We start from the raw sequence: 26,097 nt of genomic DNA, 5'->3' as shown, positions 1-26,097 counted from the left end.
GGCCGCCGCACAGCTCGTCGTCTTCGCTGACATAGCAGGTTGCAACCTGCTCCCGCTCCCCCTAACATGGCGCTGCTTCGATAGCCTGCTATCGGGCGTTCGAACCACGTTGAGGGCGGCTTGCGAGAGATGCGGATCTTTGCTTTCCTGACCGCTCGCGAAAATCGTTGCCGGCCGCCATCGCATGGAACGTGGCGCAACAGATGAAGATTGTCGCTCTGTTCTTTCCCAAGGCCTCGATCGGCACTTATCTCGTCGCCATGGCGGTGGCGATCGCCCTGCCGATCTTCGCCTTTGTGACGTTGCTTCTGTTGCAGCTGGAAGATAACCAGCGTTCGACGCTGCGGCGCGAGACGGCCCAGGATGCGCTCGCCCTTTCCCGCATCGTTGACCGCCAGCTTCAGGATATGGCAACGACGCTGCGGTTGCTGTCGAGCTCCCCCGAACTCGAGAACGGCAATCTCGCCGCCTTCCATCAGCGGACCGAAACGGCCCTTAGAGACAATACGCTGTTCGTCATCGCCGTCGACCGCAACGGCCAGCAGCTCTTGAACACGCGCCGGGCGTTCGGCACGCCGCTCGGCGAGATAGCCAACACCGCCGCCCTCCAGTCGGTCATGACCTCCGGCCGTATCGAGGCGTCGGACGTCTTTCGCGGCCGCACCAGCGGCGACTGGGTCTATAACGTCACCCTGCCGCGAAAAAACGATCCGGTCGCGGCCCTTATCATCACCCAGGACGCCAAGGATCTGGGCAAGCTCGTGACGACCGAGGGTCTTGCCCCGGGCTGGTCGGCCGCCGTCATCGATCAGAGCGGCCATGTCGTCGCCGCCACCGGCCCCACCGATCTCGAACCCGGCATGCCCTTCGATCCGCGCATCCTGCCGGCCTTCACGGCGCCCCGCGGCGTCTTCCAGGACGAGACGATCCTGCCGCACATGCTGCTCGGTTATGCCCGGATTCCCGGCTGGTCGTGGAAAACGGTGATCTGGGGACCGATCGCCCAGGCATCGATCCTCAGCACCTGGCGTTTCCTCATCATCGGCGGCGTCGCCCTTGTTCTCGTCGCCGTGCTGGCCGCCTATGCCGTCGCACGGCAGGTGCGCACCACCATCCGCGATATCGCCGAAATGGCGAACCGTATGGGCGAAGGCCATATCGTCTCGCCGGTCGAGACCAGCGTCATCGAGGCGAACCAGGTGGCGATCGCGCTGTCGAATGCCTCCTTCGATCGCAGCCAGACCGAGGACCGGCTGCGCTTCGTCATGCATGAGCTCGTCCACCGCACCAAGAACCTTCTGACGCTTGCCCAGGCGATGATGCGCCAGCTCGCCAAGCAGGCCGACAGCGTCGAAACCTTCCAGGCCGCCGTCGCCGATCGCCTCGACGGGCTGGTGCGTTCGATCGAGCTTCTGACCAGCGAGCAATGGGGCGGCGTGTCGCTGCGGCGGGTGGTCGACATCCATCTGCAGGCCTTCCCGCAATCGCGCGAACAGATCGACATCATAGGCGAAGATTTCGTCCTGAAGCCGGATGCGGTGCAGAATCTCGGCCTCGCCTTGCATGAACTCGCCACCAATTCGGTGAAATATGGTGCACTCTCCGTACCGCAGGGCCGTGTCCGCTTCGAATGGCATGACGTCAAGGAGGAAGACAGACCGGATGCCCTGCTCCGCTTCACCTGGGAAGAGCGCGGCGGCCCGCCCGTCGTTGAGCCATCGCGCTCGGGCTTCGGCTCGACCGTCATCAAGGCTCATGCCGCCTCGGCTTTCCGCGGCACGGTGCAGGTCGACTTCCTGCCCGAAGGCCTGCGCTGGGTGCTGACGGCGCAGCGCGCCATGCTGGAACGGGATTAGCGCAGGAACAATCGTCATCTCTACCCGTTTGGGACAGGTCGTTCCAAAGGAGAAAGACCATGTTCAAGCAAATGCTCATCGCAGCCGCGGCACTGGCGGCCGCTGCCTGGGCAAGCCCGGCAGGCGCGGAAAGCTATGTCACGCTTGGCCGCCTGGTCTGCGGGTCGGATGGCGGCCAGGGCCTGATCGTCACCTCGCAGAAGAACCTTATCTGCACCTATACGCCGGCCTCCGGCGGCGCCAAGGCAGTCTACGCCGGCAAGATCGAGAAATTCGGCATCGATCTCGGCCAGACCGGCAAAAGCGTGATGATCTGGCAGGTGCTGGCCAAGACCGGCACGGATGTTCCGCAATTCGCCCTCGCCGGCGAATATTACGGCATCGGTGCCGATGCGAGCGTCGGTGCGGGCGCCGGCGCCAAGGTGATCGCCGGCGGCACCAACAAGGCCTTCATGCTGCAGCCATTGAATGTCCAGGCCCAGGAAGGGCTGAATCTGGCGATCGGCGTCGAGAAGATGACCCTCGTGCCGGGCGAAATATGACGAAGGCCAGCATTGAATCGAGCAGCCGCCCGAAGGCGGCTGTCTCTGCGTCGATCAATGCGCGATGGCCTTGTTGATATCCTCGGTCATCTTCTTGGCGTCGCCGAGCAGCATCATCGTGCCGTCCTTGTAGAACAGCGTATTGTCGATGCCGGCATAACCCGAGCCGAGCGAGCGCTTGACGAACAGGCAGGTCTTTGCCCGGTCGACATCGAGGATCGGCATGCCGTAGATCGGCGAGGCCTTGTCGTCGCGCGCCGCCGGATTGGTGACGTCGTTGGCGCCGATGACATAGGCGACGTCGGCCTGGGCGAATTCCGAATTGATGTCCTCGAGCTCGAAGACCTCGTCATAGGGAACATTGGCTTCGGCAAGCAGCACGTTCATATGGCCGGGCATGCGGCCTGCGACCGGGTGGATCGCATACTTCACTTCGACGCCGTTCTTCTTGAGATTGTCGGCAAGTTCGCGCAGCGCATGCTGGGCCTGGGCGACCGCCATGCCGTATCCCGGCACGATGATCACCTTGGAGGCATTGGCCATCAGATAGGCCGCATCCTCGGCCGAGCCGAGCTTGACCGTCTTGTCTGAGGTATCGGGCCCGCCGGATGCGGTCTCGCCACCGAAACCGCCGAGGATAACCGAGACGAAGGACCGGTTCATGCCCTTGCACATGATGTAGGACAGGATCGCACCGGAGGAGCCGACCAGCGCGCCGGTGATGATCAGCGCCAGATTGCCAAGGGTGAAGCCGATGCCGGCCGCAGCCCATCCGGAATAGGAGTTCAGCATCGAAACGACGACAGGCATATCGGCGCCGCCGATCGGCACGATCAGCAGCACACCCAGCGCCAGCGACAACGCCACGACGGCCCAGAAGTCGAAATGGCTTTCGGTGGCGGCAAGCCCGATAATGAAGAGCACGATCAGCACCAGCAGGCTGGCATTGATGAGATGCCGGTAGGGCAGCAGGATCGGCTTTCCGGACATCCGTCCGTCGAGCTTGAGGAAGGCGATGATCGAGCCGGTGAAGGTCAGCGCCCCGATCGCCACGCCGAGCGCCATTTCGATGCGCGCCTCGGTGTGGATCTGGCCGATCTCACCGATACCGAAGGAGGCGGGCGTATAAAGTGCCGAGGCCGCCACCAGCACGGCGGCAAGACCGACCAGCGAATGGAAACCGGCGACGAGCTGCGGCATCGAGGTCATCGGGATGGTGCGGGCGACATAGGCGCCGACGCTGCCGCCGATGGCAAGGCCCAGCACGATCAGCACGAAGCCGCCGAAGTTGGGCGTCGCCAGCACCAGCGTCGTCAGGATGGCGATCGCCATGCCGACCATGCCGTAGAGATTGCCCTTGCGGCTGGTGGCCGGATGGGAGAGGCCGCGGAGCGCCAGGATGAAGAGCACGCCGGAGACGAGGTAGAGGAAGGCTGCAATATTGGTCATCGATCCCTCACCTGTCCTTCTTGCGGTACATCGCCAGCATCCGCTGCGTGACCAGGAAACCGCCGAAGATGTTGACCGAGACCAGCACGAGGGCGACGAAGCCGAAGCCGGTCGCAAGCCCGCTGGTGGAGATGCCGACCGCCAGAAGCGCGCCGACGACGATGACGGAGGAGATCGCGTTGGTGACGGCCATCAGTGGCGTATGCAGCGCCGGCGTCACCGACCAGACGACGTAATAGCCGACGAAGATCGACAAGACGAAGATCGCCAGCTGGAAGACGAAGGGGTCGATCGCCCCGCCGGTCGCAGCACTTGCCGCTTCCGGAGCGTGGGCAGCTGCGGTGGCGACGGCCGTCACGGCGTCGTTCAGTTGCTCCAGCGCCCTGTCCATTGCCTCACTGGCCATCACATGTCTCCCTTCTTCGCGCCGCCGAAGGCGGGATGAACCACATCGCCGGCATAGGTCAGCATCGTCGCCTTGACGAGTTCGTCGTCGAGATTGACGACGACCGTCTTCGTTTCCTTGTTGACCATGGTCTCAAGGAAGGTGACGAGGTTCTTGGCATAGAGCGCCGAAGCGCTGGCCGCGACCCGGCCCGGCATATTGGCAAAACCGATCACCCTGACACCCTCGACATCGGCGATCTCGCCGGCAACGACACCTTCGATATTGCCGCCGCGCTCAACCGCGAGATCGACGGCGACCGCACCTGGCTTCATCGAGGAAAGCATGGCGCGCGACACAAGCCGCGGCGCCGGCCGGCCGGGAATGAGAGCGGTGGTGATGACGATATCCTGCTTGGCGATATGTTCGGCGACAAGGGCTGCCTGTTTCGCCTGATAATCGGCGGACATCTCCTTGGCATAACCGCCGGCCGTTTCCGCCGCCTTGAACTCCTCGTCCTCGACGGCGATGAACTTGGCGCCGAGCGAGGCGACCTGCTCCTTGGCGGCCGGACGCACATCGGTGGCCGAGACCGCGGCGCCAAGACGGCGCGCGGTGGCAATCGCCTGGAGGCCGGCAACGCCGGCGCCCATGACGAAGACCTTGGCGGCCGGCACCGTGCCTGCCGCCGTCATCATCATCGGCATGGCGCGGTCATAGACACCAGCCGCCTCGATGACCGCCTGGTAGCCGGCGAGATTGGCCTGAGAGGAGAGAACGTCCATCGACTGGGCACGGGTGATGCGCGGCATCAGTTCCATGGCGAAAGCCGAAACCCCGGCGCTCGCCAGAGCCGCTATCGCCTCGTCGTTGCCGTAGGGATCCATGATGGCGATGACGACAGCGCCGCTCTTGTAACCCGAAATCTCCGAGGGGCTCGGACGGCGCACCTTCAGCACCACGTCGGCGGCGGCAGCATCGGCGAAACTGCCGATCCTGGCGCCCACAGCCTCGAACTCGGCGTCCGGAATGCGTGAAGCCGCACCCGCGCCGGCTTCGACGACGACGTCGAAGCCGAAACTCTTCATCTTCTTCACGGTCTCAGCGGAGGCCGCGACACGCGTCTCCTCGCCCGCAATTTCCCTTGCCACGAAAACGATATTGCCCAACTGCCCCCTCCTCCGGGTCAGCCAGACCGCCGCGGGCTCCCCCGCGCAGGCCCAAGCACCTAAATCACAAAGCTTCGGAGAAGCTCCCTCCCCTCCGAGCGCCGTGCATCCCTGCGGACGCACAAAAGACGCTCCGACTGTTTGAGTCGACGGATCGCGCTTGGCCTGAAAATCGATTCCGATTTTGAGGCCATGCGCTAGCCGCGATCAGCGGAACAGGAAGGTGCCGATGGCCAGAAGAATGATGAAGACGAAGATGCCGCCGAGAAGGCCGGCGCCGCCGAAGAAACCGGCCGTCATCGCAAGCAGAAGGACGATGAGAAGCATCGAGCCGTATTTCGCGCCGGCGATGAACATGTCGTAGGTCTTTTCATGTTCCCTGTAATCCATCGGCGCGCCGGTCTCGACCGGTCCGGTATGATGTTCGGCCATAAATATCGTCTCCCTGAATGCCTTTGCGCTGCCTGATTCCCTCGCCTGGCGAGGGAGATCCCTGTCTGCAGGAATTACACAATGACAGGTGAAAGCGCAATGCATGAGAATGCCGCAGCTTGACTTCAAATCCACCTATTCAGAGAGCGCAAAAACATGAGAGGCGCCGACCGCGGATCTTGTCGTCGCCTCTCATTGTTCTCACGCCGATCTCTCCCGGGAGGGGAGAAGAAATCAGAGCGGCAGGTCGGTGCCGAGTTCGCCCTGTGGCACGAAGCGCGCCGTTGGAATGATGGTAAGCGGCGGCAGTGTGTCGTTGGGATTGCGCGAAAACATCATGCGTTGCTCGCTGGCGCTGGAGATGAAGAAGGGATAGCGCATCAGTAGCTTTCGCCCGACCTCGATCACATTCGTCGACATCAGCGTGACGTCAACCCCGTAACTCTCCGCCAGTCGGCCGGGCACAATGGTATCGGCATAGAAGACCCGCTTGTAGAAGGCGGCATGCGGGGGCCGGACGGACTGAATCACGCGGTCCGCCCGGAAATACGCTGCCGCAACGATGGCGGGTCTCAGTGTCAGATAGGGAACCCATGGCATGTTGGCGGTGAGTTCCGGATCGGCCGCGAAACGCGCCGGGTCGATCAAGGTCAGGCCGGCGTCCAAAAGCTCATCCATCGCCTCGGGAAAGGCCTCTCCGGATCGGCTGACACGATGATCCGGCGTCACATAGTGAAGCCGGATCGTACTGATCAGTTCACCATAATAGTACAAACCGAAGATATAGGCATGACTGTCGAAATCGACATCGTCCAACAGACCTTCCGGGGCAAGCGACAGCGCGCCGTGGGCCTCGTATGCCTTGTAGCGCAGCCGTTCCACCTCCTCCATGTCTTCGCTGCTCTCGACACGGCGATATTCGACATGGTCCAAAATTTCCAGGATTTTCCTGCTGAAATCATTACGCGTGAAAAGTGTCTCTGACATTCTCTCGATCCGCTCGTTAACGGATCATTAATCATATGCGAGCGACATTTACGCAAGGAAATCGGATAATTTCCGTTGTTTTTAAATCATTAAGGTTAACGCGGCCCGGTATGTTCAGCGCAAAAAACGGCCTGTCGCAGGGCGCTCAGGCGACCTTGTTACGACGGCGTTGCACGACGCGGCGGCCGATGCCCTGCTGTAACAGCGGGATGTTCTTGGAAGGCACCGGCTGCGAGAAAACATAGCCCTGCACAAGATCGGTGCTTCGGTGCTTGTTGAGCAGTGCAAGCTGCTCTTCGGTCTCGACACCCTCGATGACGATCTTCAGTCCGAGTTCCCGGGCGAGGTGGACGGTGCCGCGCAACAGCTTGAGGCGGCGGGTATCCTCGACGATGTTGCGCACGAAGGACCGGTCGATCTTGACGATATCGAGCGGCAGCGTGTCGAGGTAGCTGAGGCTGGAGAAGCCGGTGCCGAAATCGTCGATGGCGATGGTGATGCCGCAGGCCCTGAGCTCCGCCAGTATGGCACGCACCGCCGCCGGCTCGTCGATCAGGCAGCTCTCAGTGACTTCGAGGTGCAGCCGCGCTGCATCGAGGCCGGAATGGGCAAGCGCATCGGCGACCACCTGGAGAATGTCGGCATCCCTGAGATCGCGCGCCGAAAGGTTGACCGAGACGGCGATATGATCCGGCCAGTTCATGCATTCGCTGCAGGCCTTGAACAAGACGAAGCGGGTGATGTCGGAAATGATGCCCATATCCTCGGCGAGCCGGATGAAGACATCGGGCGGGATCGAGCCTTTCTCCGGGTGCACCCAGCGCGCCAAGGCCTCGGCGCATTCGATCCGGGAGCCGTCGGCCCGGAACATCGGCTGGAAGACGAGATGCAGGGCTTGGGCCGAAACCGCATCGCGCAGATCCGCCTTCAGCTTCTGCTGCTCGATATAGCGTCCATCCATCTCCCGCTCGAAGCCGGATATGCCGCCCTTGAAGCGCGACTTGCTTTCGAACAGGGCAAGATCCGCCTTGACGCTCCATTCGTCCATCGCGAAGGCGGTACTTTCGAGGATCGCGTAGCCGGCGCTGAGCGAAACGAGGAAGGTCAGCTGATCGACCTCGTAGTTGCCCTGGATCGCGGCGTGTACGCGGCGGATCTCGATATCGAGCGAGGCCGGCTCCTTCGCATGCGGGAAGAACAGGATGAACTGGTCGCCCATCAGCCGCCCGAGAATGGCGTTGCCGCAGGCCTGCTTGATGCGGGCGGCGATGGCGCAGAGCAGATGATCGCCGATGACGTGACCGCGCATGTCGTTGACATGCTTGAATTCGTCGATATCGAGAACCATGAAGCCGAGCGGTCCGGACTTGCGCTGATGTTTGGTGAGATACTCCTGCACCAGCTGCCCGAAATATTCCCGGTTCGGCAGGCCGGTCAGCGCATCGAAGCGGACCATGTGCATGATCTTCTGTTCCGCCTTCACCCGGCTCGACACATCTTCGAAGATCAGCACGGCACCGCCATCGGCCCTTCGGCTGGCGGAGAATTCGAGCGACAGGCCTTCGGGGAAATGAACGAGCGTGCGCGACAGGTTGCCTTCGGCGACCTGGGTCAACTGACGCAGGATGAGCTCCGGCTGCGAGGCATCCATGAAGCTGTAGCGCGCGCCATAGCGCAGCACGGCGCCGAGGTCGCGCTCCTTCAGCCGCTCCGGCGCACCGATCTTCAGAAGCTCGCAGGCCTTGCGGTTGACGACCTGAATGCGGTTTTCGGCATCGACCATGACGAGGCCATGCGGCATGTTGTTGAGCGCCGTGTCGAAGCGGTCGGCGATGATGGTGATTTCCCGGCGCGCGATGACATTCTCGTAGAGAAACTCGCGCACGCCATTCGCCATGGCCCGCGTCGTCAGCCAGAAAGGAATGAGGAAGATCGAAAGCAGACCACGATAAAAATCCAGCGCCAGCAGGCTGCCGATGATCATCGGCAGGCAGCAGAAGAACGTCTGGAGGTCGACTGCGAAGCGCGAGCCGTAGTTGCGGCCGACGACGGAAACCATGGTCGCCATGGTGACGGAAATGCAGGCAAGCTCCGCAAAGGAATCATGCACGACGAAGATGGCGTAGCCGCTGGCGATGCCAAGCAGCGCGGTGGTGCAGGCTCCGCTGGCAACGAGAACCCGCTCCCAGCGCTCGATTCCGGCGCGTGACAGGCCGTCCTTGTCGACGCGATCGAACTGCCGGAAGATGGCCATGCGGGCGCCGAAGACGAGAAGAAAGGCGGCCGAGAGCAGGATGTAGATGGAGTATTGCGTCTTGGCAGCCACGGCAAGGCACGTCGCAACATGCACAATGACGCCGACAAGAAGCGTCATGCGGTTCCCGGAAAGGGAACTCACAAACGACAGATACACATCTAAAGGGACCCTGTTCGGGTTATCTGGCTTCATCCACACTTTCCCTGTGCGCGGGGATTCTAAGCCCAACCCTTTAAAAATTGATTTCAATGGAATCAAACATTTGGTCAAATTTTCTAAAACCACAGGATGAACTGCACAGCCTACACGCGTCAATGCAGCCTGTCGGCGAGATTATGGAAATATTTTATCCACGCCTGGGTTGTTGAAATATTCGACGGTCATCCGGGCCGGCCTGCGCGCTTAAGACTATCCGCCAATGCAAGGCATTTATCCTTCCAATTTCAAGGGCCGTGGTCTACATCGAGTGCAAGAGGGAAAACTGCCGGAAAACCGGCGGGACAAGAATAAGGGGAGGCGAATGTCGGTGTTGCTGGCCGCCAGTCGGCTGATCGATGGGATCAGCCAGTTCATAGGCAAAATTGCCGAATATATGGTGCTGTTCTGCTGTCTGATCAGCGCCGGAAACGCCATCGTTCGTTATGCCTTCAACTACAGTTCGAATGGCTGGCTGGAGATTCAGTGGTATCTCTTCGCTTTCGTCGTGCTGCTCGGCGCCTCGCATGCGCTGCGCAACAACGAGCATGTCCGCGTCGATCTGATCTATGGCTCCGTATCCGACAAGGCGAAGATCTGGATCGACATCTTCGGTCTGATTCTCTTCCTCATCCCCGTCTGCATCTTCCTCACCTGGGTCTGCTGGCCCTTCTTCGCGCTCTCCTTCCGGCAGGGGGAAATATCGGGCAATGCCGGCGGGCTGATCCGCTGGCCCGTCAAGCTGATCCTCGTCGCCGGTTTCGCGCTGCTTTCCCTTCAGGGCGTTTCCGAGTTGATCAAGCGGATCGCCGCCCTCACCGGCCAAATCAGCATCGACACCAAATACGAAAAACCGCTGCAGTAAAGCGGGCTGGGAGAAACGGATTTGTTTGATTTCGGCATCATCCCGCCGGCCATGTTCCTGGGCATGGTCATTTTCATGCTCTACGGCTTTCCGGTCGCCTTTTCGCTCGCCGCCGTCGGCCTGTTCTTCGGCATCATCGGCATCATCACCGGCCATTTCGGCGCGGTCTGGTTACAAGCGCTGCCGCCGCGCTTTTTCGGCATCGTCTCCAACGATCTCCTGCTGGCCATTCCCTTCTTCACCTTCATGGGAGCAATATTGGAGCGCTGCGGGCTGGCCGAGGATCTGCTCGAAGGCACCGGCAAGCTCTTCGGCGGCATTCCCGGCGGCCTCGCCTATGCCGTCATCCTCGTCGGCGCCGTGCTCGGCGCGATCACCGGAACGGTGGCCGCCTCCGTCATCACCATGGGGGTGATCTCGCTGCCGATCATGCTGCGTTACGGCTACAGCCCGCGGCTTGCCACCGGCGTCATCGCCGCTTCCGGCACCATCACCCAGGTGATCCCGCCTTCCCTGGTGCTCGTCGTTCTCGCCGATCAGCTCGGCCGGTCGGTCGGCGACATGTATCTCGGCGCCATCGGCCCCTCGATCCTGCAGGTGACGATCTTCATTCTCTTCATCCTGGTGATGTCGATCATCCGGCCGAAATCGATGCCGCCGCTGCCGAAGGAGGTGCGCGGCGATTTCAACTGGGCACTGCTCGCAAAAGTGCTGATGGGCATGGTGCCTTCGATCGTGCTGATCTTCCTGGTGCTCGGCACGATCTTCATGGGCCTTGCGACGCCGACCGAAGCCGGCGCGCTCGGCGTCGTCGGCGCCATGCTGCTCGCCGCCATGAATCGCCGTCTCACCTGGCCGCTGATCCGCGAGGCGATGACATCGACCACGCACATCACCTCGATGGTGGTGATGATCCTGATCGGCTCCACCTGTTTCAGCCTGGTCTTCCAGGGCATGGACGGCTCGCGCTGGATCGAGCACATGCTGTCGGGCATTCCCGGCGGCCCGGTCGGCTTTCTGATCTTCGTCAACATCTTCATCTTCGTGCTCGCCTTCTTCCTCGATTTCTTCGAGATCGCCTTCATCGTCATCCCGATGCTCGCTCCCGTCGCCTCCAGTCTCGGCATCGACCTGATCTGGTTCGGTGTGCTGATCTGCGTCAACATGCAGACGAGTTTCATGCACCCGCCCTTCGGCTTCGCGCTGTTCTACCTACGCTCGATCGCCGGCAAGGAGGTCAAGACCTCGGATATCTACATGGGCGCGCTGCCCTGGGTCGGCATGCAGTTGATCCTGGTGGCGATCGTGATCTTCTGGCCGCAATCGGTCACCTATTGGCTGGACCATGGCCCGAAGGTCGATCCGAACTCGATCAAGATCGAGGTCCCGGGCTTCGGCAGCCCGCTTGGCTTGCCGCCGATAGGCGGCGGCAGCGGCTCACCGCAGATCCCCGGCCTTACCCTGCCGCCGCTCGGCCTGCCGGGGGCACCGCCGGCGCCCGCCAAATAACGTCAAAAAGAAAACCCCCGGACCGAAAGGATCCGGGGGCTTACTCGGCTAAAATCAAACCTCAGCGGGGTGACCGCCCCTCATCCGGCTGCCGCCACCTTCTCCCCGTAAACGGGGCGAAGGGACCATGCCGCAACCTCTCCGTTCCCCACCAACCTCTCGCAGGGCACGTCCCCTCTCCCCGTCAAAACGGGGAGAGGGTTAGGGTGAGGGGCAGCCACAAAGGCCAGCGAAAGCTTAAAGCTTCCCGGCCCGCTGCTGGATCATCATGAACGTGTCGAAGGTGTATTCCGAAAGCTGCATCCAGAGATAGGCGTCCCGCTTGAAGGCGGTCTGGTCGTCGTAGATCTTCTTGAAATACTGGTTGGTGCCCGAGATTTCGCTGTAGATGCCGGTCGCCGCCTGGAAGCAGGCTTCCATGATCTCCTGGCTGAACGGCCGCAGCGTCGCCCCTTCCGCAACGAGTTGCTTCAGCGCGGTCGGGTTTTTCGTGTCGTATTTCGCCAGCATGTTGGTGTTGGCGTAGGCGCAGGCATCGCTCAGCGCCGCCTGATAATGCTTCGGCAGGCCGCTCCATTTTTCGAGATTGAAGAATGCATGCACCGTCGGGCCACCTTCCCACCAGCCCGGATAATAATAATATTTCGCCACCTTGTGGAAGCCGAGCTTCAGGTCGTCATAGGGACCGACGAATTCTGCCGCATCGATGGTGCCCTTTTCCAGCGCCGGGTAAATGTCGCCGCCGGCGATCTGCTGCGGGATGACGCCGACCTTCTCCATGACGCGGCCTGCCAGGCCGGCGATGCGCATCTTGACGCCTTTGAGGTCGTCCAGCGTGTTGATTTCCTTGCGAAACCAGCCGCCCATCTGCGCACCGGTATTGCCGGCAGGCAGTGCGTACATGCCCTGTGTCGCATAAAACTCGTTCATCAGCGTATTGCCGTTGCCTTCGTAGAACCAGGCATTGGTCAGGCGGCTGTTGAGGCCAAACGGAATGGCCGTGCCGATGGCGTAGGTCGGATCCTTGCCGACGAAATAATAGGAGGTCGTGTGCGCCGCCTCGACCGTGCCGGCGGCGACCGCGTCGACGGCCTGCAGGCCGGGCACGATTTCACCGGCCGCGAAAGGCTGGATCGTGAAATTGCCGTCGGTGGCGGCGGCGACATGCTTGGCGATGTCCTCGGCGCCGCCGTAGATCGTGTCCAGGCTCTTCGGAAACGACGACGTCATGCGCCATGCGATCTTCGGATTCTCTTGCGCGATCGCAGGCGCTGCCAATGCCGTTGCGGCAACCGCACCGGCGCTGGCGGTCCCCGCCTTCTTGAAAAACGAACGACGATCCATCAAAAACCTCCCATATAGATGGCACTGCGCGGCCGATCTTCACCCCTACCCGCAGCAAGGGCAAACCTAAGCATGGCGAAGGCCGCGATTCAAGCTTTAGTCTATTAGCCTTTGGCATCAAGACGACAATAAGACAATGCGAACGGGCCCATCAAAATCAGCGGCTTAGCGACAAGCGCGGGAGTTCCGACGCCATTTCCGCCGCAATTTGGCCGCCTGATACAGCCAAGCGTTGACTTGACGACCGTTCTGGCGCCAGAAACGATAAGCATAAAGAAACGACAAGCATGAAGATTTGACCGGGGCTGATATGACGAAACCGATCGTTGCCATTCCTGCCGATATCCGCAGCTTCGACGGCGCGACCTGGCATGCCGTGCAGCATCAATATCTCAGTGCCGCGTTGAATGCAGCCGGCGTCATGGCCTTCATCGTTCCGGCCTTCGAGGCAGGCTACGACACCGACGCGATCCTCGACCGCGTCGACGGCCTCCTGGTTTCCGGCTCGGCCAGCAATGTGCATCCCTCCCTCTACGGCGCCGAGGCCAATGACAAGGACGGCCCCTTCGACCCCGCCCGCGACGCCACCAGCCTGCCGCTGATCCGCCGCGCCATCGACCGCGCCATCCCGCTGCTCGCCATCTGCCGCGGCATCCAGGAGCTGAACGTCGCGCTCGGCGGCTCGCTCGCAAGCGAGATCCAGGAGCAGCCCGGCATCTGGGACCACCGCCGGCCGGAAGGCGTCGACCGCGACGGCATGTACGCCATTCGCCAAAGCGTCCACATCAAGGAGGGATCCTGCATCGCCGGCATTCTCGGCCCGGGCGAGGTCCGCGTGAACTCCCTGCATCGCCAGGCGATCGCCCGCACCGCGCCCCGCCTGCAGGTGGAAGCGATCGCCGAGGACGGCACGGTGGAGGCCGTCTCCGTCATCGACGCCAAGGCCTTCGCCGTCGGCGTGCAATGGCACCCGGAATATTGGGCCGAAACCGACAAGCCGTCGAACAAGCTGTTTGCCGCCTTCGGCGACGCCGTCCGCAGCCATGCCGCGGGCAAGCTGCAAGTCATCCCGGCGCAGGCGATCGCTTAGTTTCAGGTTTTTTGCGGTGTCTCCGGCACCGGCGTCAACGTGGCCCCCTTGTCGAACCAGGCAATGAGATTGTCGGCGACGAGATCGGCCATGGCGTTGCGGGTCGGCACCGACGCGGAGGCGACGTGCGGCAGGAGCACCGCATTGACCGGTTCCAGCAGGCAGGCCGGCACCGTCGGCTCGTCATAGAAGACGTCGAGGCCGGCTGCCCCAAGTGCGCCGGAGGCAAGGGCGGCACCGAGCGCCTCCTCGTCCACCGTCCAGCCGCGGCCGACATTGACGAGAATGCCGTCCGGGCCGAGTGCTGACAGAATATCGGCATCGATCGTCTTATGCGTCTGCGGCGTCTTCGGAACGATGGCGATCAGCGTATCCACCGCTTCCGCCAGCCCCTTCAGCGTCGGATGATAATCATAGGGCGCATCGGCATGGCGCGACCGCGTGTGGTAGCTGATCTTCACCTTGAACGGTTCCAGCCGCTTGGCGATCTCAAGCCCGATACGGCCAAGGCCGTAGAGCCCGACATGACGACCTTTGAGCGAGAAGCGCGACAGCGGATAGGCCACGCCCGGCTTCCAGTTGCCGGTACGCAGCCAGGCCTCGGCCCGCGGCAATTCGCGGATCGTGTTCAGGAGCAGGCCGATCGCCGTATCGGCGACCTCGTCGTTCAGCACATCGGGCGTGTTGGTGACGACGATACCCTTTTCGGCGGCCCGCCTCACATCCATGCCGTCATAACCGACGCCGAAGCTGGCAATCACCTCGACTTCAGGCAGTTGATCCATCCAGGCGCCGGGAAAGGCGCCGGAAACGGCGACGCCGCGAATGCGGCCGGCGGTCTCACCGTCGAGCGCAAGCCTCTCCGCGCGCGGGACGGCGACGATCTCGAAGCGATCCTTCAGCCTTTCGAGAACACGCTCGTGTATCTTCCCGGGAACGAGAATGGCGATGCGGGACATGGCTTTTCCTCTTAGGGCGCGCGGCGGCCTGGGTTCAGGCGCGGGGCCGATGGGGGCTGGTGGACTGGCGAATGCGCATTTCGGGTTTGATCAGATGCATGCCGTCGGGCTCGTGGCTGCCGGCAAGGCGATCGAGCAGCGCCCGGGCGGCCAGGCGCCCGACCTCGGCCTGGCCGTTCCAGACGGTTGTCAGTGCCGGCGTGGCGATCGATGCCTCTTCGAGATCGTCATAACCGGTGACGGAAATGTCGCGTCCCGGCATCAGGCCTGCGCGCGAAATGCCGTTCATCAGCCCGATCGCCACGAGATCGTTCCAGCAAACGGCGGCCGTCGGCTTCTGCGGCAGCGACAGGAAATGCACGGCGGCCTCGAAGCCGCCCTGTTTCGAGCGCGGGCCGGGAATGCGCAGGTTCGGATCGACCTCGATGCCGGCCTTGCGCAAGGCATTGACATAACCCTGGTAGCGGTCGCGGCCAGTGGACGTCTGGTCGGTGCCGCCGATCATGGCGATCGAGCGGTGGCCGAGGCCGATCAGGTGGTTGGTGGCAAGCGAGATGCCGTAGCTGTCGTCGCCGCGATAGGTCGGCAGGTCCTGCCCTTCCATCGAGCGGGCGACCAGGATCGCCGGCATGCCGTTTTCTTCCGCCAGTTGCACGTCTTCCGGCGGCGTGCCGATCGCCGGCGACATGATGACGCCGTCGCCGCCGAGTTGCAGCAGCGTCTCGATGAAGGTGCGCTGTTTCTCGACATTGTCGTAGTGGTTGGAAAGGATGAAGGTATGGCGGCTGCGGTCGAGTTCGCTTTCGATCGCTTTCAGGATCTCGCCGTAGAAGGGGTTCATGATATCGTGCACGACGACGCCGATGATGCCGGAGCGCGAGGTGCGAAGGCTGGCGGCGCGGCGATTGTAGATATAGCCGAGCGCGCGCGCCTGTTCCTTGATCTTTTCCCGGGTATTGCCGGCGACGAGCGGACTGTCGCGTAAGGCTAGCGATACGGTCGCCGTTGAAATGCCGAGCGTTTCGGCGATCGTCGAAAGCTTGATCTTCTGGACCACGTGTCCTCCTCCAGGCAGCACGCAAGACAGCAAGGCCACGCCGGCAAACCGGCGCGGCCCCCTTAAAATGTTTAATTAAAAGATTTAACCGGCGGAGGCAATTCGTCTTTCAGGGAAATTTCAGTCTTCGTCGGGTTCCTCGATATGAAGGGCTTCGGCCTGGAGATTACCGTCGATCGCTTTCAGCAGCCGGACGAGATTGCGGATTTCCTTGTCGGAGAATTCCAGCGTCGCCAGCCGGTCGCATGCCGAGGCCGCCATTTCGATCGCCTGCACGCTGCCACGGCCGAGTTCGGTGAGATAGACCTTGGTGAGACGCGCATCCTCGGCATCGGGCTTGCGCTCGAGAAAACCCTGCGCCTCCATGCGGCCGATCGTGCGCGTCATCGTCGGCGCCTTGACGCCGAGCTTGTGGGCAAGGCCGCCGGCCGTCATGCCGTCGCTTTCGGCGAGCGAGAGAATGACGCCGTCCTGGCCGGCATAGAGGCCGCTTTCGAGCAGGTTGCGCGAAAGTACCGTACGCATGGAACGAGCCGCCTGGGTCAGCGCCGGAGAAAGGTCGACGAGCGTATACTCGGTCTGGTCCTTCTTCTTGGACTTGTTCTTTTTGCCGTCCTTGTGCTTCTTTCCCATTGCCATCCCTTTGATCTTTAAGCCCTGGCGCCGCTGCGATATGACATTGCCCAGGATCTCGTCATAAACAAGAGGCAACGACCGGATGATGACGCCTTCGCCCCGCTTCGAAGACAGCGACCCGGCCTCTGCTCCCGGCGGGCACCGTCCGATCGCCGTGCTGCCGCTCGGCGCCCATGAACAGCACGGCCCTCACCTGCCCTTCGAAACCGACACCCTGATTGCCGAAGGCATCGCCGGACGATTGAAGACGGCCCTGCCCGCCGGCCTGCCGGTTACCTTCCTGCCCGCCGAATCCGTCGGCTATTCCATAGAGCATATGGATGTTGAAGGAACGAAGACGCTCGCCTTCGACGAGGCGGTCGACCGCTGGCTCGGCATCGCCGAAGACGTGGCGAAGCAGGGCATCCGCAAATTCATGATGCTGAACGCCCATGGCGGCAATTCGCCCGTCATGACGATCGTCGCCACCGAAGCGCGGATCCGCTTTGCCATGCTGGCGGTGGCGACGAGCTGGACCCGCTTCGGCCTGCCGGATGGTGTGATCCGACCGGAGGAAAAGGCGATCGGCATTCACGGCGGCGACATCGAGACCTCGGTGATGCTGGCGCTTCATCCTGATAAAGTCGATATGGCCAAGGCTGCGGATTTCCCATCACGGCAAACGGACTTCGCCACCCGCTTCAAACATCTGCGCGCCTACGGGCCGCATGCCTTCGGCTGGAAGATGTCCGATCTCAACCCGCAAGGCGTGACGGGCAACGCCGCGGCTGCGACGGCGGAGAAGGGTGAGGCGCTGATTGCGCATGCGGTGAAGGGACTGGTCGAATTGCTGGAGGATGTCGATGCCTTCGACGTCACGCAGCTGGGCTGAAGGTGGAAGCTGCACCCGGCAGCCGACGTGATCTTATAACATTATAAAACCCTTTGAACTGCCGCGCCCATGCCATTATATGAGACCGACCGTTCAAGCAGCCGACGGGAGCCGCTCGGCTGCACGCCTAATCCTAGAGGTTCTCATGACCGACGCGATCTCCACCCAGAAGCCCATTCCCGTCACCGTGCTCACCGGTTATCTCGGCGCCGGCAAGACGACCTTGCTCAACCGCATCCTTTCCGAAAATCACGGCAAGAAATATGCGGTCATCGTCAATGAGTTCGGCGAAATCGGCATCGACAACGACCTGATCGTCGAGTCGGACGAAGAAATCTACGAGATGAACAACGGCTGCGTCTGTTGCACGGTGCGCGGCGACCTGATCCGTGTCGTCGAAGGTCTGATGCGCCGCCCCGGCCGCTTCGACGGCATCATCGTCGAAACCACCGGCCTTGCCGATCCGGTGCCGGTCGCCCAGACCTTCTTCATGGACGACGACGTGCGCGCCAAGACCGAGCTCGACGCCGTCATCGCCCTCGTCGACGCCAAGCACCTGCCGCTGCGCCTGAAGGACAGCCGCGAGGCCGAAGACCAGATCGCTTTTGCCGACGTCGTCGTCATCAACAAGAGCGACCTCGTGACACCGGAAGAGCTTGATGTCATCGAAGACATCGTCCGCGCCATCAATCCGGCTGCGCGCGTCTACAAAACCAGCCGCTCCGGCGTCGACCTCGCCCGCGTGCTCGATCAGGGCGCCTTCAACCTGGAACGCGCGCTGGAAAACGATCCGCATTTCCTCGAGCATGGCCATGACGATCACGTCTGCGGCCCGGACTGCGATCACGACCACCACCATCATGACCATGATCACGATCATCACCATGATCACCACGGGCACGACCATCATGACCATGGCGCCCATAACCACGGCGCAATGTCGGCGATCCACGATGTCACGGTGCAATCGGTGTCGCTGCGCGGCGGCCAGATGAACCCCGAACGCTTCTTCCCCTGGATTCAGAAGGTCACCCAGACGCAGGGCCCGAATATTCTGCGTCTCAAGGGCATCATCGCCTTCAAGGACGATCCCGAGCGTTATGTCGTTCAAGGCGTCCACATGATCATCGAGGGCGATCACCAGCGGCCCTGGAAGGAAGGCGAAAAGCACGAAAGCCGTCTCGTCTTCATCGGCCGTGATCTCGACCGCGAGAAGCTCGAAGCCTCCTTCAAGGCCTGCGAGGCTGCCGCCTGATGCCGACAGTTGCACCGCTTGATCTCGACGGCCACGTTCTGGCCGTCGAATTTTTAGGTGATGTCCCCTTCTTCGCAAACGCAAACGGCACGTTTCATCGGCTGGATGGCGGCGAGAGGGTTTGCGAAGCCCATCAGGGCATGCTCACCGTCATCCGCGATCCCTATAGCGAGAGCCTGATTTCCGGCGGCGAGGACGGCAAGGTGCTGCGCATCGCCGCCGACGGCAGCGTCAGCGAGATCGCCACCGCGCCGCGCAAGTGGATTTCGCAGGTCGCCGCCGGCCCGCAGGGCGCAATTGCCTATTCCTACGGCAAGAGTTCGCTCGTGCGTCTTGCCGACGGCACCACCAAGGAATTCCCCGAGGAGCGCACCGTCGAAGGCCTTGCCTTCGCGCCGAAGGGCCTGCGCATCGCCGCCGCCCGTTACAACGGCGTGTCGCTGCACTGGGTCGGCATGAGCGCCAAGCCGGTCGATCTCGAATGGAAGGGCGCGCATACCGGCGTCACCTTCTCGCCCGATGGCAATTTCCTCGTCACCTCGATGCAGGAAAATGCGCTGCACGGCTGGAAACTCGACAGCAAGCCGGGCACTGAGGCCCGCCATATGCGGATGACCGGTTATCCCGCCAAGGTGAAATCGCTCTCCTGGTCGGTCAAGGGCAAGTGGCTCGCCTCTTCGGGTGCGCCGGCGGCCATCGTCTGGCCGTTCCAGGGCAAGGACGGGCCGATGGGCAAGGCGCCGCTGGAACTCGGCACCCGCGCCAATATCATGGCAACGGCGGTGAAATTTCATCCGCTCGAGGACATCCTCGCCATCGGCTTCATCGACGGCATGATTCTGGCCGTGCGCATCGCCGACAGCAAGGAGGCGCTGCTGCGCCGTCCCGGCAAGGGCGCCGTCACGGCAATGAGCTGGAGCAAGGACGGCAAACTGCTCGCCTTCGCCTCCGAAGCCGGCGATTGCGGCGTCATCGATATTTCGGCCTGAACTGCATTGTCGGCAATGGACGACGCTCCGACGGAAGCTGAGATCGTGACCCTTGACGCTGGCCATATGCAGGCAGCCGCGAAGATCAGGCGTGTTGCGCTCTGGCAGCGGCTGCCCTGGCTGCCGGATCTGCATACGCCTGAAGAAGAAGAGCAGTACTGGCGCATGCATTTGCTGCCGAACTGCACCATCCTTGGCGCCGCCATGGGCAACCAGCTTGTCGGCGTCATCGCCTATGGCGGCGACTGGATAGAGCAGCTTTACGTTCTCCCCGACTTTCAGGGCCTGGGCATCGGCGCCCGGCTTCTCGGCTACGCGATGGAGGAGATGGACGAGATCAGGCTCTGGACATTCCAGCGGAATATCGGCGCACGTGCTTTCTACGAGCGGCACGGTTTTGCCGCCGAGGAAGAGACCGACGGCGCCGACAATGAGGAAAAAGAGCCTGACGTGCTCTATCATTGGCGCCGTCTTCCGGAACCGACGCTTGGCCCGCAAGCGCCTGGCTAAAGGATCGCCCAAGACCCCTGGAATATCCGGCTTGCCAAATGCCTTGGCCGGGCGAAACATAAAAATCCACGCAGCGACTGCCTGGGCCATGACTGACGGAGGAAACGTCAATGCCGAAATCGACCGGCCTCGGTTTGGCCGAGCAGCAGCCGCTGCCTTTGAGCGACACATCCGTCTGGGCGGCGATCCGCGCCGAGGCGGCCGAACTTGCCGTGCGCGAGCCGATATTACAGCGGCTGCTGGCCGCAGAGGTAATCGAAGCCACCGGCAATAGAGAGATCATCGCCCGTGTTCTGGCCGCGCGGCTTTCCGTGACGCAGGTCGAAACGGGCAATCTGTTCGATCTCATGCTGTCGACGCTTGATGACGATATCATGCGCAAGGTCGAGGCCGATCTCGCCGCCGTGCGCGAGCGCGATCCGGCCTGCGCGACATTTCTGCACGCGCTTCTGAACCTCAAGGGTTTTCATGCGCTTGAGACGCACCGCATCGCCCATGCGCTCTGGAACGCCGGCCGTCCGGAGATCGCCAGCTGGCTCGCCAATCTCGCCTCGCTGGTCTTCGGCCCGGATATCCACCCCGCCGCCAGGATCGGCGCTTCCATCATGCTCGACCACGGCTCGGGCATCGTCATCGGCGAAACCGCTGTCATCGAGGACGAAGTCTCGATCCTGCAGAACGTCACGCTCGGCGGCACCGGCAAGGAAACCGGCGACCGCCACCCGAAGATCCGCCATGGCGTGATGATCGGCGCGGGCGCCAAGATCCTCGGCAATATCGAAATCGGCGCCTTCAGCAAAATCGCCGCCGGCAGCGTCGTGCTGAAGCCGGTTCCCGAGCACTGCACGGTCGCCGGCGTGCCGGCAACACTCGTGCGCGTCCACCGCATCGACGAAATCCCGGCAGAGACGATGGATCAGAATATCTAGAGCATGTCGCGCAAAAGTGTGCAGCGGTTTTGCGGCAACGACATGCGGAAACAAAGACCTAAAGCGCGAAGAGCGAATCTGAAAGATCGCGACGCGCTTTAGGATCATTCCGAGATAGACAGAGTTGTGCTGTCCCTACGCGGCTTGCTGATTTTCTCCGCAGGCTTCGACCCGGTTGCGGCCTTCGCGCTTCGAACGATAGAGGGCCTCATCCGCCTTCTGCATCAGCCGTTCGAAATCTCCGTCGTTTTCCTCGCGCGCGGCAACGCCGATGCTGAGCGTCGGAAAAACAGCCAGATCCGGCCGCTGCATGACGGCGGCGGCAAAGGCGAGGCGGATGCGCTCGGCAATCAGCACCGCATCTTGGCGAGAGATACTTTTCAGCACCGCCAGAAACTCGTCCCCGCCTTGACGGGCGAGCAGATCGCCGGAGCGCATGATGCCTCTCGCAACGCTGGCGAAAAGCCGCAGCATATCGTCGCCGGCGGCGTGGCCGTGCCGGTCGTTCAGCTGCTTGAAATGGTCGATATCGATGATCAGCAGCGATATCGGCTGGGAAGCGAGAGCAGGCAGATGCTGGGCAAGGCCGCCGCGGTTGAGCGCGCCGGTCAGCGGATCGTGATGAGCGAGTTCGGTCAGCTGATTTCGGCTGCGCTCGGCGGCCATCAGCACCATGGCCATGCTGCGGAGCATGATGAAGGCGACCGCCGATACAGCCATCCAGCTATGGACCACACTGCTGCCGAAAGGATCCGGCCCGCCGATCTCGCCAGTCGCCGCAAGAATGCTGCGAACCGCAAAGATCATGGCAGTGCAGACATAGAGACCGACAAGCAGGGCTGCCGAATACAGCTTCTCGCGCCGGACGATGCCGACTGCTTCCCTCGCGACCGCAAGATCGCACAGGCAGCAGATGACGGAGACGTAGAGGAGCCGGGCCGATACTGCCGTAGGGTTGCTGACGATAAGCACGACTGGCACGCTGACGAGAAAGATGGCAAGCCAGAAAATGCGCTGGTCGAGCGCCCGTCCCGAAAAGACGCGCACGGCAAAGAACATCAGCATGTAACCCGCAATGGTCAGCACATTGCCGCCATCGATCGAGACCGAGTAGGGAACGAGATTGCGCAGCGCGACAAGGAAAGACCCGACGCCGACAAGCAGATTGCTCACACCCCACCACAGCGGCCACCTTTCGAAGCGGCCGGTCGCATAGGCTGCAAGCTGGAGCACGCCCAGCACGAAACAACTCACGGCAACAATGAAATAGATTGTCCTGAGATCCAGCAGCATGAGGCTTTTCCGAGGTTCTGGCGGGGAACCTACAGCAAGCATTTTGCAGTTTGATTGGAGGCTTCGTTAAAAATTGAACGATTGCGGGTTTCCTGCCGCATAAATCGAGGCGCTACCTACAGTGCCTGGAGCGGCGCATGCAGGAACGCAGGCATCTCGGCGCCCGCCGACAGATATAGCCGCGCCGTGTCCAGTGCCTCGCGGATAGTGACGTCCATGTCGAGATAGCGGTATGTCCCCAGCCGCCCCACAAAGGTGACGGAGACCTCCCGCAGCGACCTTACCACATATTGGGCAAGCTGCTCCTTTTCCTCCATCAGGCGGATCGGATAGTAAGGAACGTCGTCCGGGCCGCAAGCCCTGGAGAACTCTCGGTAACAGACTGAGCCGGAATGGTCTTCCCACGGTGAGAAGTGCTTATGTTCCGTCACGCGGGTATAGGGCACGGAAACATCTCCGTAGTTCATGACCGCGCAGCCCTGATAGTCACCCTCATAGGTAAAGCGCTCGAAATCCAGCGTGCGATATCCCAAACGGCCATATTCGTAGTCGAAATAACCGTCGAGCGGACCCGAATAGAATACGTGATCGAAGTCCTTGCCGAGAGCCCTGTGAAACCGCGTTTCCAGGTGCACTTCTATATTTGCGTGATCGAGAATTCGTCTGGCCATCTCGGTATAACCGTTTTCCGGCATTCCCTGATGTTTATGGAAGAAATAGTTGTCGTCGTAATTGAAACGGACCGGAAGCCGCTTCAGGATGGAAGCCGGAAGCTCGGCCGGAGAACATCCCCATTGCTTCTGCGTATATCCTTTAAAGAACGCTTCGTAGAGATCCTTGCCGACGAAGCGCAGCGCCTGTTCCTCGAAAGTCTTCGGCTCCCTGATGGTTTTGTCTGCGCATTCATCGATGAACGCCCGCGCTTCGTCCGGCCTGAACGCCTTGCCGAAAAACTGATTGATCGTGTGCAGATTGATGGGCAGGGAATAAATCTGTCCGGAACTCGTCGTCTTGACGCGGTTCTTATAGGGCAGGAATGCCTGAAAGCGGTTCACATAATCCCAGACTTCCGTGTCATCGGTGTGGAAAATATGCGGACCGTAGACATGAACCATGACCCCCGTGGCGGCGTCGCGCTCCGTATGGCAATTTCCGGCAACATGACGTCGCGTGTCGAAAACATCGATCTTGTGACCCGCCAGCGCCAGTTCACGCGCGATGACCGCCCCCGAAAGCCCGGCGCCGACAACGGCAATTTTCTTAACCCGCGGCATTCTGGGTCAGCTCTTTCTGGTTGCGCATATTGGCGTGAATTCCTCAGCCCCCCAATCGGCTGTCGTGCGGAAAAGGCGCATAATTGTGCCATTCGGTCAGCTTGTTGCGGTAAGCCTGCCTGTAAACTCGATCGTCCGAAAACGCGATATTGTCCTGAACGAGTTCCACCCCTATGTCGTAATAGATGTCCAGGTTGCTTAAATCCGGCACCGGTGTTTCACCGCGTTCGCATTCCGCCTGCATTTGCCAGAAAAGCTCTTCGAGACGGGACGCGAGAGCGGGAATATCGCGCAATGCGCAGGCCTCGCGTTTTGCGCGCAAGGATTCCCTGATCTTTCCCAGGCTCTCGGGGTCATTGGCAAAACCGATAGCCCTTTCGATGTAGGCTTGCGGTCCCGAGCAGATCAGTTCCGGGACGCCGGCAGCGGCAACGATGCTGTGGCAGAAGCGGGCCGCAAAGCTCTTGCCGGGGAATGTGAGGACAGGCAGCCCGACGGTCAGAGCATCGGCCGCGGTCGAGTGCGCTCCATAGGGAAAGGTGTCGAGGAACAGATCGGCGAGCTGGATTCGGGCGAGATGTTTGGCATTCGGCGCCTTGGGCGCGAAAATGAGACGGTCGGCTGCGACACCGGCATTTTCAGCCGCTTGGCGCAGACGGTGATCCACATCGTCGTTTCCAGCAAGCAGCCAGAGCACGCTGCCGGGTGCCGCGAGGAGAATGGTCATCCAGTAGGCAAAGGTCTCCTGCGTGATTTTTTGCGTGCCGTTGAAGCAGGCAAAAACGAAAACGGCTTCCGGTAGCCCCGCCTCCGCGCGTGTCGGTCTTTCGGCAATCACCCTCTTTCGATCGATTGGCTGACTGCATGCAACTCTGAGCACTTTTTCCGAATAATAGATCTCGTTTTCGGGCGGGATGATGTGCTCGTCCGCGATGATGTAGTGATGGAACGGGCTGCCCATCGTTCCCGGATAACCGCAAAAGTTGACCACCACCGGTGCCGGTCGATAGGCAAGGATCTTCGTTCGCGCATGTTTGGTGTAACCGTTGACGTCGACAAGGATGTCGATGTCGTCGTCGGCGATCTGCCTTGCAGCTTCCGCATCACCAAGCGCGGCAATGTCGCGCCAGCAATCGACGGCAGCTTTCATGCGCAGCTGGGTCGCATCTCCTTCTGCCGGCTCGCCGCAATAATAGGCGTAGACTTCAACCCTATTCTTGTCATGCAGCTCCAGCACCTCTCTGAGCGCAAAGCCGACCGCATGGTCGCGCAGATCCGAGGAAACATAGCCCACGCGAAGGCGCTGGCCGGTTCCCGTCTTCTGCTTCGCCACCTTGCGCGAGAAGCCGCTGGTATCCGGGCGTCCAACGAAAGACTTGTTGTAGCGGTAGGCCTTGGCGAGCTGGAACAACGGGTCGTCGGAAAAGCAGGCGAGCGCCAGCGGCGACATGGCATCGATCTGTTGACGCATGGAGACATGGTCCGACGGCACAAGCGTTGGCCACTTGCACTGACGCTGGCGCAGCGCACTCCAATGTTGCCCGGCTTCGGTCTTGTCGGGCCGCAGTTCCATTGCCTGCCACAACGCGGTTTCAGCTTCTTCCAACAGACCCGCATTTTCCATGACGCGCCCGACATGCTGAAGCGCCAACAGGCGATGCGTCAGCACGTCAGCGGTAATCTCCCCGGTCATCTCGATAAAATTCCGCCATTGCAGGATTGCTCCCGTGGCGATGCCGCTGTCTTCCAACGCGCGTCCAAGATTGATGTGCGCCGGTCCGAAACGCGGCTCGAGCTTCAAGCATGCACGCAATGCGTGAATCGATCCCGCAACGTCGCCCAATTGCCGCAGAGTGACGGAATAATTGAAATAGACGAGGTGCAGGAACGGATGAGAATCGTTGAAAGCGATCCAGGCTTTGTAGACCTCTGCCGCCTCGAACATCGCTCCGGCAGCACTCCGACTTTCGGCGAACTGAAACAACTCGTTGAAGGAAAGACGTTGGGTGCGCGCAAGCTCCAATATACCGGCAAGAGACGGAACGGGCTGAACTGATGCATCATTGGTGACCATGGACTTCCCACGAATTGACGGCCGGCATTGCAACGAGACAGTTAGCCAGGCCAGCTTGCTTTAAACATGCGTTGAGCGCTGCGGCAGCTCGGTTGAGAGCAGCAATGCGCCGACGAGACGGACGATGGCTTTCGTTCGGAAAGATGGCAACCGCGTGGGCGAGGTCTCAA

General features: G+C 61.5%; 23 protein-coding genes. 10 read left to right on the top strand and 13 right to left on the bottom strand.

The genetic code is table 11. From position 1 onward, the window contains the following. Positions 1-203 precede the first annotated feature (203 nt). Complete coding sequence (locus CO666_RS17585) at positions 204-1,856, top strand: sensor histidine kinase (protein ID WP_097613474.1); 1,653 nt, start codon at positions 204-206, stop codon at positions 1,854-1,856. Positions 1,857-1,915: 59 nt separating this feature from the next. Then, the gene (locus CO666_RS17580; RefSeq protein ID WP_097613393.1) at positions 1,916-2,398 is read left to right on the top strand and encodes a DUF992 domain-containing protein; all 483 of its coding nucleotides are present in this window, start codon (positions 1,916-1,918) and stop codon (positions 2,396-2,398) included. Between the two features lie 54 nt (positions 2,399-2,452). Here the strand turns inward: CO666_RS17580 and CO666_RS17575 are convergent, their stop codons facing one another. From CO666_RS17575 to CO666_RS17550, 6 genes are all read right to left on the bottom strand, one after another. Continuing rightward, positions 2,453-3,847: an NAD(P)(+) transhydrogenase (Re/Si-specific) subunit beta gene (locus tag CO666_RS17575; protein ID WP_097613392.1), complete on the bottom strand. Its 1,395-nt coding sequence runs from the start codon at positions 3,845-3,847 to the stop codon at positions 2,453-2,455. A gap of 7 nt (positions 3,848-3,854) precedes the next feature. Then, the gene (locus tag CO666_RS17570; RefSeq protein ID WP_088681691.1) at positions 3,855-4,253 is read right to left on the bottom strand and encodes a proton-translocating transhydrogenase family protein; all 399 of its coding nucleotides are present in this window, start codon (positions 4,251-4,253) and stop codon (positions 3,855-3,857) included. Then, entirely contained in the window at positions 4,253-5,401 is a 1,149-nt protein-coding gene (locus CO666_RS17565; RefSeq protein WP_097613390.1) for a Re/Si-specific NAD(P)(+) transhydrogenase subunit alpha, read from the bottom strand. Before CO666_RS17565 ends, CO666_RS17570 begins: the two co-directional genes overlap by 1 nt. Before the next feature lie 207 nt (positions 5,402-5,608). Then, positions 5,609-5,833 carry an aa3-type cytochrome c oxidase subunit IV gene (locus CO666_RS17560; protein ID WP_097613388.1) on the bottom strand — a complete coding sequence of 75 codons (225 nt, stop codon included), beginning with the start codon at positions 5,831-5,833 and terminating at the stop codon, positions 5,609-5,611. 234 nt (positions 5,834-6,067) lie between these two features. Continuing rightward, entirely contained in the window at positions 6,068-6,820 is a 753-nt protein-coding gene (locus CO666_RS17555) for an N-acyl amino acid synthase FeeM domain-containing protein (protein WP_097613386.1), read from the bottom strand. 145 nt (positions 6,821-6,965) lie between these two features. Further along, on the bottom strand, positions 6,966-9,269 hold the full coding sequence (locus tag CO666_RS17550) for a putative bifunctional diguanylate cyclase/phosphodiesterase (protein WP_097613385.1): 2,304 nt from the start codon (positions 9,267-9,269) through the stop codon (positions 6,966-6,968). Positions 9,270-9,597: 328 nt separating this feature from the next. On the opposite strand from CO666_RS17550, the gene CO666_RS17545 reads away from it, so the two are divergent. After that, positions 9,598-10,137, top strand: coding sequence for a TRAP transporter small permease subunit (locus CO666_RS17545; RefSeq protein ID WP_097613383.1), 540 nt, complete (start codon positions 9,598-9,600; stop codon positions 10,135-10,137). Between the two features lie 21 nt (positions 10,138-10,158). Beyond that, positions 10,159-11,646: a TRAP transporter large permease gene (locus CO666_RS17540; protein ID WP_097613382.1), complete on the top strand. Its 1,488-nt coding sequence runs from the start codon at positions 10,159-10,161 to the stop codon at positions 11,644-11,646. A gap of 237 nt (positions 11,647-11,883) precedes the next feature. Here CO666_RS17540 and CO666_RS17535 read toward each other — a convergent pair whose 3' ends face one another. Beyond that, positions 11,884-12,990, bottom strand: coding sequence for a TRAP transporter substrate-binding protein (locus CO666_RS17535; protein WP_085738397.1), 1,107 nt, complete (start codon positions 12,988-12,990; stop codon positions 11,884-11,886). A gap of 310 nt (positions 12,991-13,300) precedes the next feature. Between CO666_RS17535 and CO666_RS17530 the strand changes: the two genes are divergently transcribed. After that, on the top strand, positions 13,301-14,080 hold the full coding sequence (locus CO666_RS17530) for a gamma-glutamyl-gamma-aminobutyrate hydrolase family protein (RefSeq protein ID WP_097613380.1): 780 nt from the start codon (positions 13,301-13,303) through the stop codon (positions 14,078-14,080). A 2-nt stretch (positions 14,081-14,082) separates the two neighbouring features. Here the strand turns inward: CO666_RS17530 and CO666_RS17525 are convergent, their stop codons facing one another. The 3 genes from CO666_RS17525 to CO666_RS17515 form a co-directional block, all read right to left on the bottom strand. Next, entirely contained in the window at positions 14,083-15,039 is a 957-nt protein-coding gene (locus tag CO666_RS17525; RefSeq protein ID WP_097613379.1) for a 2-hydroxyacid dehydrogenase, read from the bottom strand. A 34-nt stretch (positions 15,040-15,073) separates the two neighbouring features. After that, positions 15,074-16,096 carry a LacI family DNA-binding transcriptional regulator gene (locus CO666_RS17520; RefSeq protein WP_085738403.1) on the bottom strand — a complete coding sequence of 341 codons (1,023 nt, stop codon included), beginning with the start codon at positions 16,094-16,096 and terminating at the stop codon, positions 15,074-15,076. A 120-nt stretch (positions 16,097-16,216) separates the two neighbouring features. Continuing rightward, positions 16,217-16,729 carry a MarR family winged helix-turn-helix transcriptional regulator gene (locus tag CO666_RS17515; protein WP_097613472.1) on the bottom strand — a complete coding sequence of 171 codons (513 nt, stop codon included), beginning with the start codon at positions 16,727-16,729 and terminating at the stop codon, positions 16,217-16,219. 85 nt (positions 16,730-16,814) lie between these two features. On the opposite strand from CO666_RS17515, the gene CO666_RS17510 reads away from it, so the two are divergent. The 5 genes from CO666_RS17510 to cysE all read left to right on the top strand — a co-directional run bounded on the left by CO666_RS17510 (position 16,815) and on the right by cysE (position 21,286). Beyond that, positions 16,815-17,603 (top strand): creatininase family protein, encoded by a 789-nt coding sequence (locus CO666_RS17510; protein ID WP_097613377.1) that lies wholly within the window; start codon positions 16,815-16,817, stop codon positions 17,601-17,603. Positions 17,604-17,748: 145 nt separating this feature from the next. Next, positions 17,749-18,858, top strand: coding sequence for a CobW family GTP-binding protein (locus tag CO666_RS17505; RefSeq protein ID WP_097613375.1), 1,110 nt, complete (start codon positions 17,749-17,751; stop codon positions 18,856-18,858). Next, on the top strand, positions 18,858-19,847 hold the full coding sequence (locus CO666_RS17500) for a WD40 repeat domain-containing protein (RefSeq protein WP_097613373.1): 990 nt from the start codon (positions 18,858-18,860) through the stop codon (positions 19,845-19,847). The genes CO666_RS17505 and CO666_RS17500 overlap by 1 nt, the downstream gene beginning before the upstream one ends. A 15-nt stretch (positions 19,848-19,862) precedes the next feature. Then, positions 19,863-20,357: a GNAT family N-acetyltransferase gene (locus CO666_RS17495; RefSeq protein WP_097613371.1), complete on the top strand. Its 495-nt coding sequence runs from the start codon at positions 19,863-19,865 to the stop codon at positions 20,355-20,357. Positions 20,358-20,467: 110 nt separating this feature from the next. After that, complete coding sequence (cysE, locus tag CO666_RS17490; RefSeq protein ID WP_097613369.1) at positions 20,468-21,286, top strand: serine O-acetyltransferase; 819 nt, start codon at positions 20,468-20,470, stop codon at positions 21,284-21,286. 135 nt (positions 21,287-21,421) lie between these two features. Here cysE and CO666_RS17480 read toward each other — a convergent pair whose 3' ends face one another. From CO666_RS17480 to CO666_RS17470, 3 genes are all read right to left on the bottom strand, one after another. Next, positions 21,422-22,579 (bottom strand): GGDEF domain-containing protein, encoded by a 1,158-nt coding sequence (locus tag CO666_RS17480; RefSeq protein WP_097613367.1) that lies wholly within the window; start codon positions 22,577-22,579, stop codon positions 21,422-21,424. Between the two features lie 116 nt (positions 22,580-22,695). Next, positions 22,696-23,853 carry a UDP-galactopyranose/dTDP-fucopyranose mutase family protein gene (locus tag CO666_RS17475; RefSeq protein WP_097613366.1) on the bottom strand — a complete coding sequence of 386 codons (1,158 nt, stop codon included), beginning with the start codon at positions 23,851-23,853 and terminating at the stop codon, positions 22,696-22,698. Between the two features lie 43 nt (positions 23,854-23,896). Further along, a complete protein-coding gene (locus CO666_RS17470; RefSeq protein ID WP_097613365.1) occupies positions 23,897-25,927 on the bottom strand; it encodes an O-linked N-acetylglucosamine transferase, SPINDLY family protein in 2,031 nt (676 codons plus the stop codon). Positions 25,928-26,097 lie beyond the last annotated feature (170 nt).

It is taken from the genome of Rhizobium chutanense (genome assembly GCF_002531935.1).
In the GTDB taxonomy this organism is placed as follows: domain Bacteria; phylum Pseudomonadota; class Alphaproteobacteria; order Rhizobiales; family Rhizobiaceae; genus Rhizobium; species Rhizobium chutanense.
This window is presented reverse-complemented; position numbering and strand designations above follow the sequence as displayed.

Coding starts and splice junctions, on each gene's coding strand:
- CO666_RS17500 (WP_097613373.1), top strand. CDS start 18,858: ATGCCGACAGTTGCACCGCTTGATCTCGACGGCCACGTTCTGGCCGTC.
- CO666_RS17480 (WP_097613367.1), bottom strand. CDS start 22,579: ATGCTGCTGGATCTCAGGACAATCTATTTCATTGTTGCCGTGAGTTGT.
- CO666_RS17555 (WP_097613386.1), bottom strand. CDS start 6,820: ATGTCAGAGACACTTTTCACGCGTAATGATTTCAGCAGGAAAATCCTG.
- CO666_RS17550 (WP_097613385.1), bottom strand. CDS start 9,269: ATGAAGCCAGATAACCCGAACAGGGTCCCTTTAGATGTGTATCTGTCG.
- CO666_RS17525 (WP_097613379.1), bottom strand. CDS start 15,039: ATGTCCCGCATCGCCATTCTCGTTCCCGGGAAGATACACGAGCGTGTT.
- CO666_RS17570 (WP_088681691.1), bottom strand. CDS start 4,253: ATGGCCAGTGAGGCAATGGACAGGGCGCTGGAGCAACTGAACGACGCC.
- CO666_RS17560 (WP_097613388.1), bottom strand. CDS start 5,833: ATGGCCGAACATCATACCGGACCGGTCGAGACCGGCGCGCCGATGGAT.
- CO666_RS17495 (WP_097613371.1), top strand. CDS start 19,863: ATGGACGACGCTCCGACGGAAGCTGAGATCGTGACCCTTGACGCTGGC.
- CO666_RS17545 (WP_097613383.1), top strand. CDS start 9,598: ATGTCGGTGTTGCTGGCCGCCAGTCGGCTGATCGATGGGATCAGCCAG.
- CO666_RS17505 (WP_097613375.1), top strand. CDS start 17,749: ATGACCGACGCGATCTCCACCCAGAAGCCCATTCCCGTCACCGTGCTC.
- CO666_RS17515 (WP_097613472.1), bottom strand. CDS start 16,729: ATGGGAAAGAAGCACAAGGACGGCAAAAAGAACAAGTCCAAGAAGAAG.
- CO666_RS17510 (WP_097613377.1), top strand. CDS start 16,815: ATGATGACGCCTTCGCCCCGCTTCGAAGACAGCGACCCGGCCTCTGCT.
- CO666_RS17470 (WP_097613365.1), bottom strand. CDS start 25,927: ATGGTCACCAATGATGCATCAGTTCAGCCCGTTCCGTCTCTTGCCGGT.
- CO666_RS17475 (WP_097613366.1), bottom strand. CDS start 23,853: ATGCCGCGGGTTAAGAAAATTGCCGTTGTCGGCGCCGGGCTTTCGGGG.
- CO666_RS17575 (WP_097613392.1), bottom strand. CDS start 3,847: ATGACCAATATTGCAGCCTTCCTCTACCTCGTCTCCGGCGTGCTCTTC.
- CO666_RS17580 (WP_097613393.1), top strand. CDS start 1,916: ATGTTCAAGCAAATGCTCATCGCAGCCGCGGCACTGGCGGCCGCTGCC.
- CO666_RS17585 (WP_097613474.1), top strand. CDS start 204: ATGAAGATTGTCGCTCTGTTCTTTCCCAAGGCCTCGATCGGCACTTAT.
- CO666_RS17530 (WP_097613380.1), top strand. CDS start 13,301: ATGACGAAACCGATCGTTGCCATTCCTGCCGATATCCGCAGCTTCGAC.
- CO666_RS17535 (WP_085738397.1), bottom strand. CDS start 12,990: ATGGATCGTCGTTCGTTTTTCAAGAAGGCGGGGACCGCCAGCGCCGGT.
- cysE (WP_097613369.1), top strand. CDS start 20,468: ATGCCGAAATCGACCGGCCTCGGTTTGGCCGAGCAGCAGCCGCTGCCT.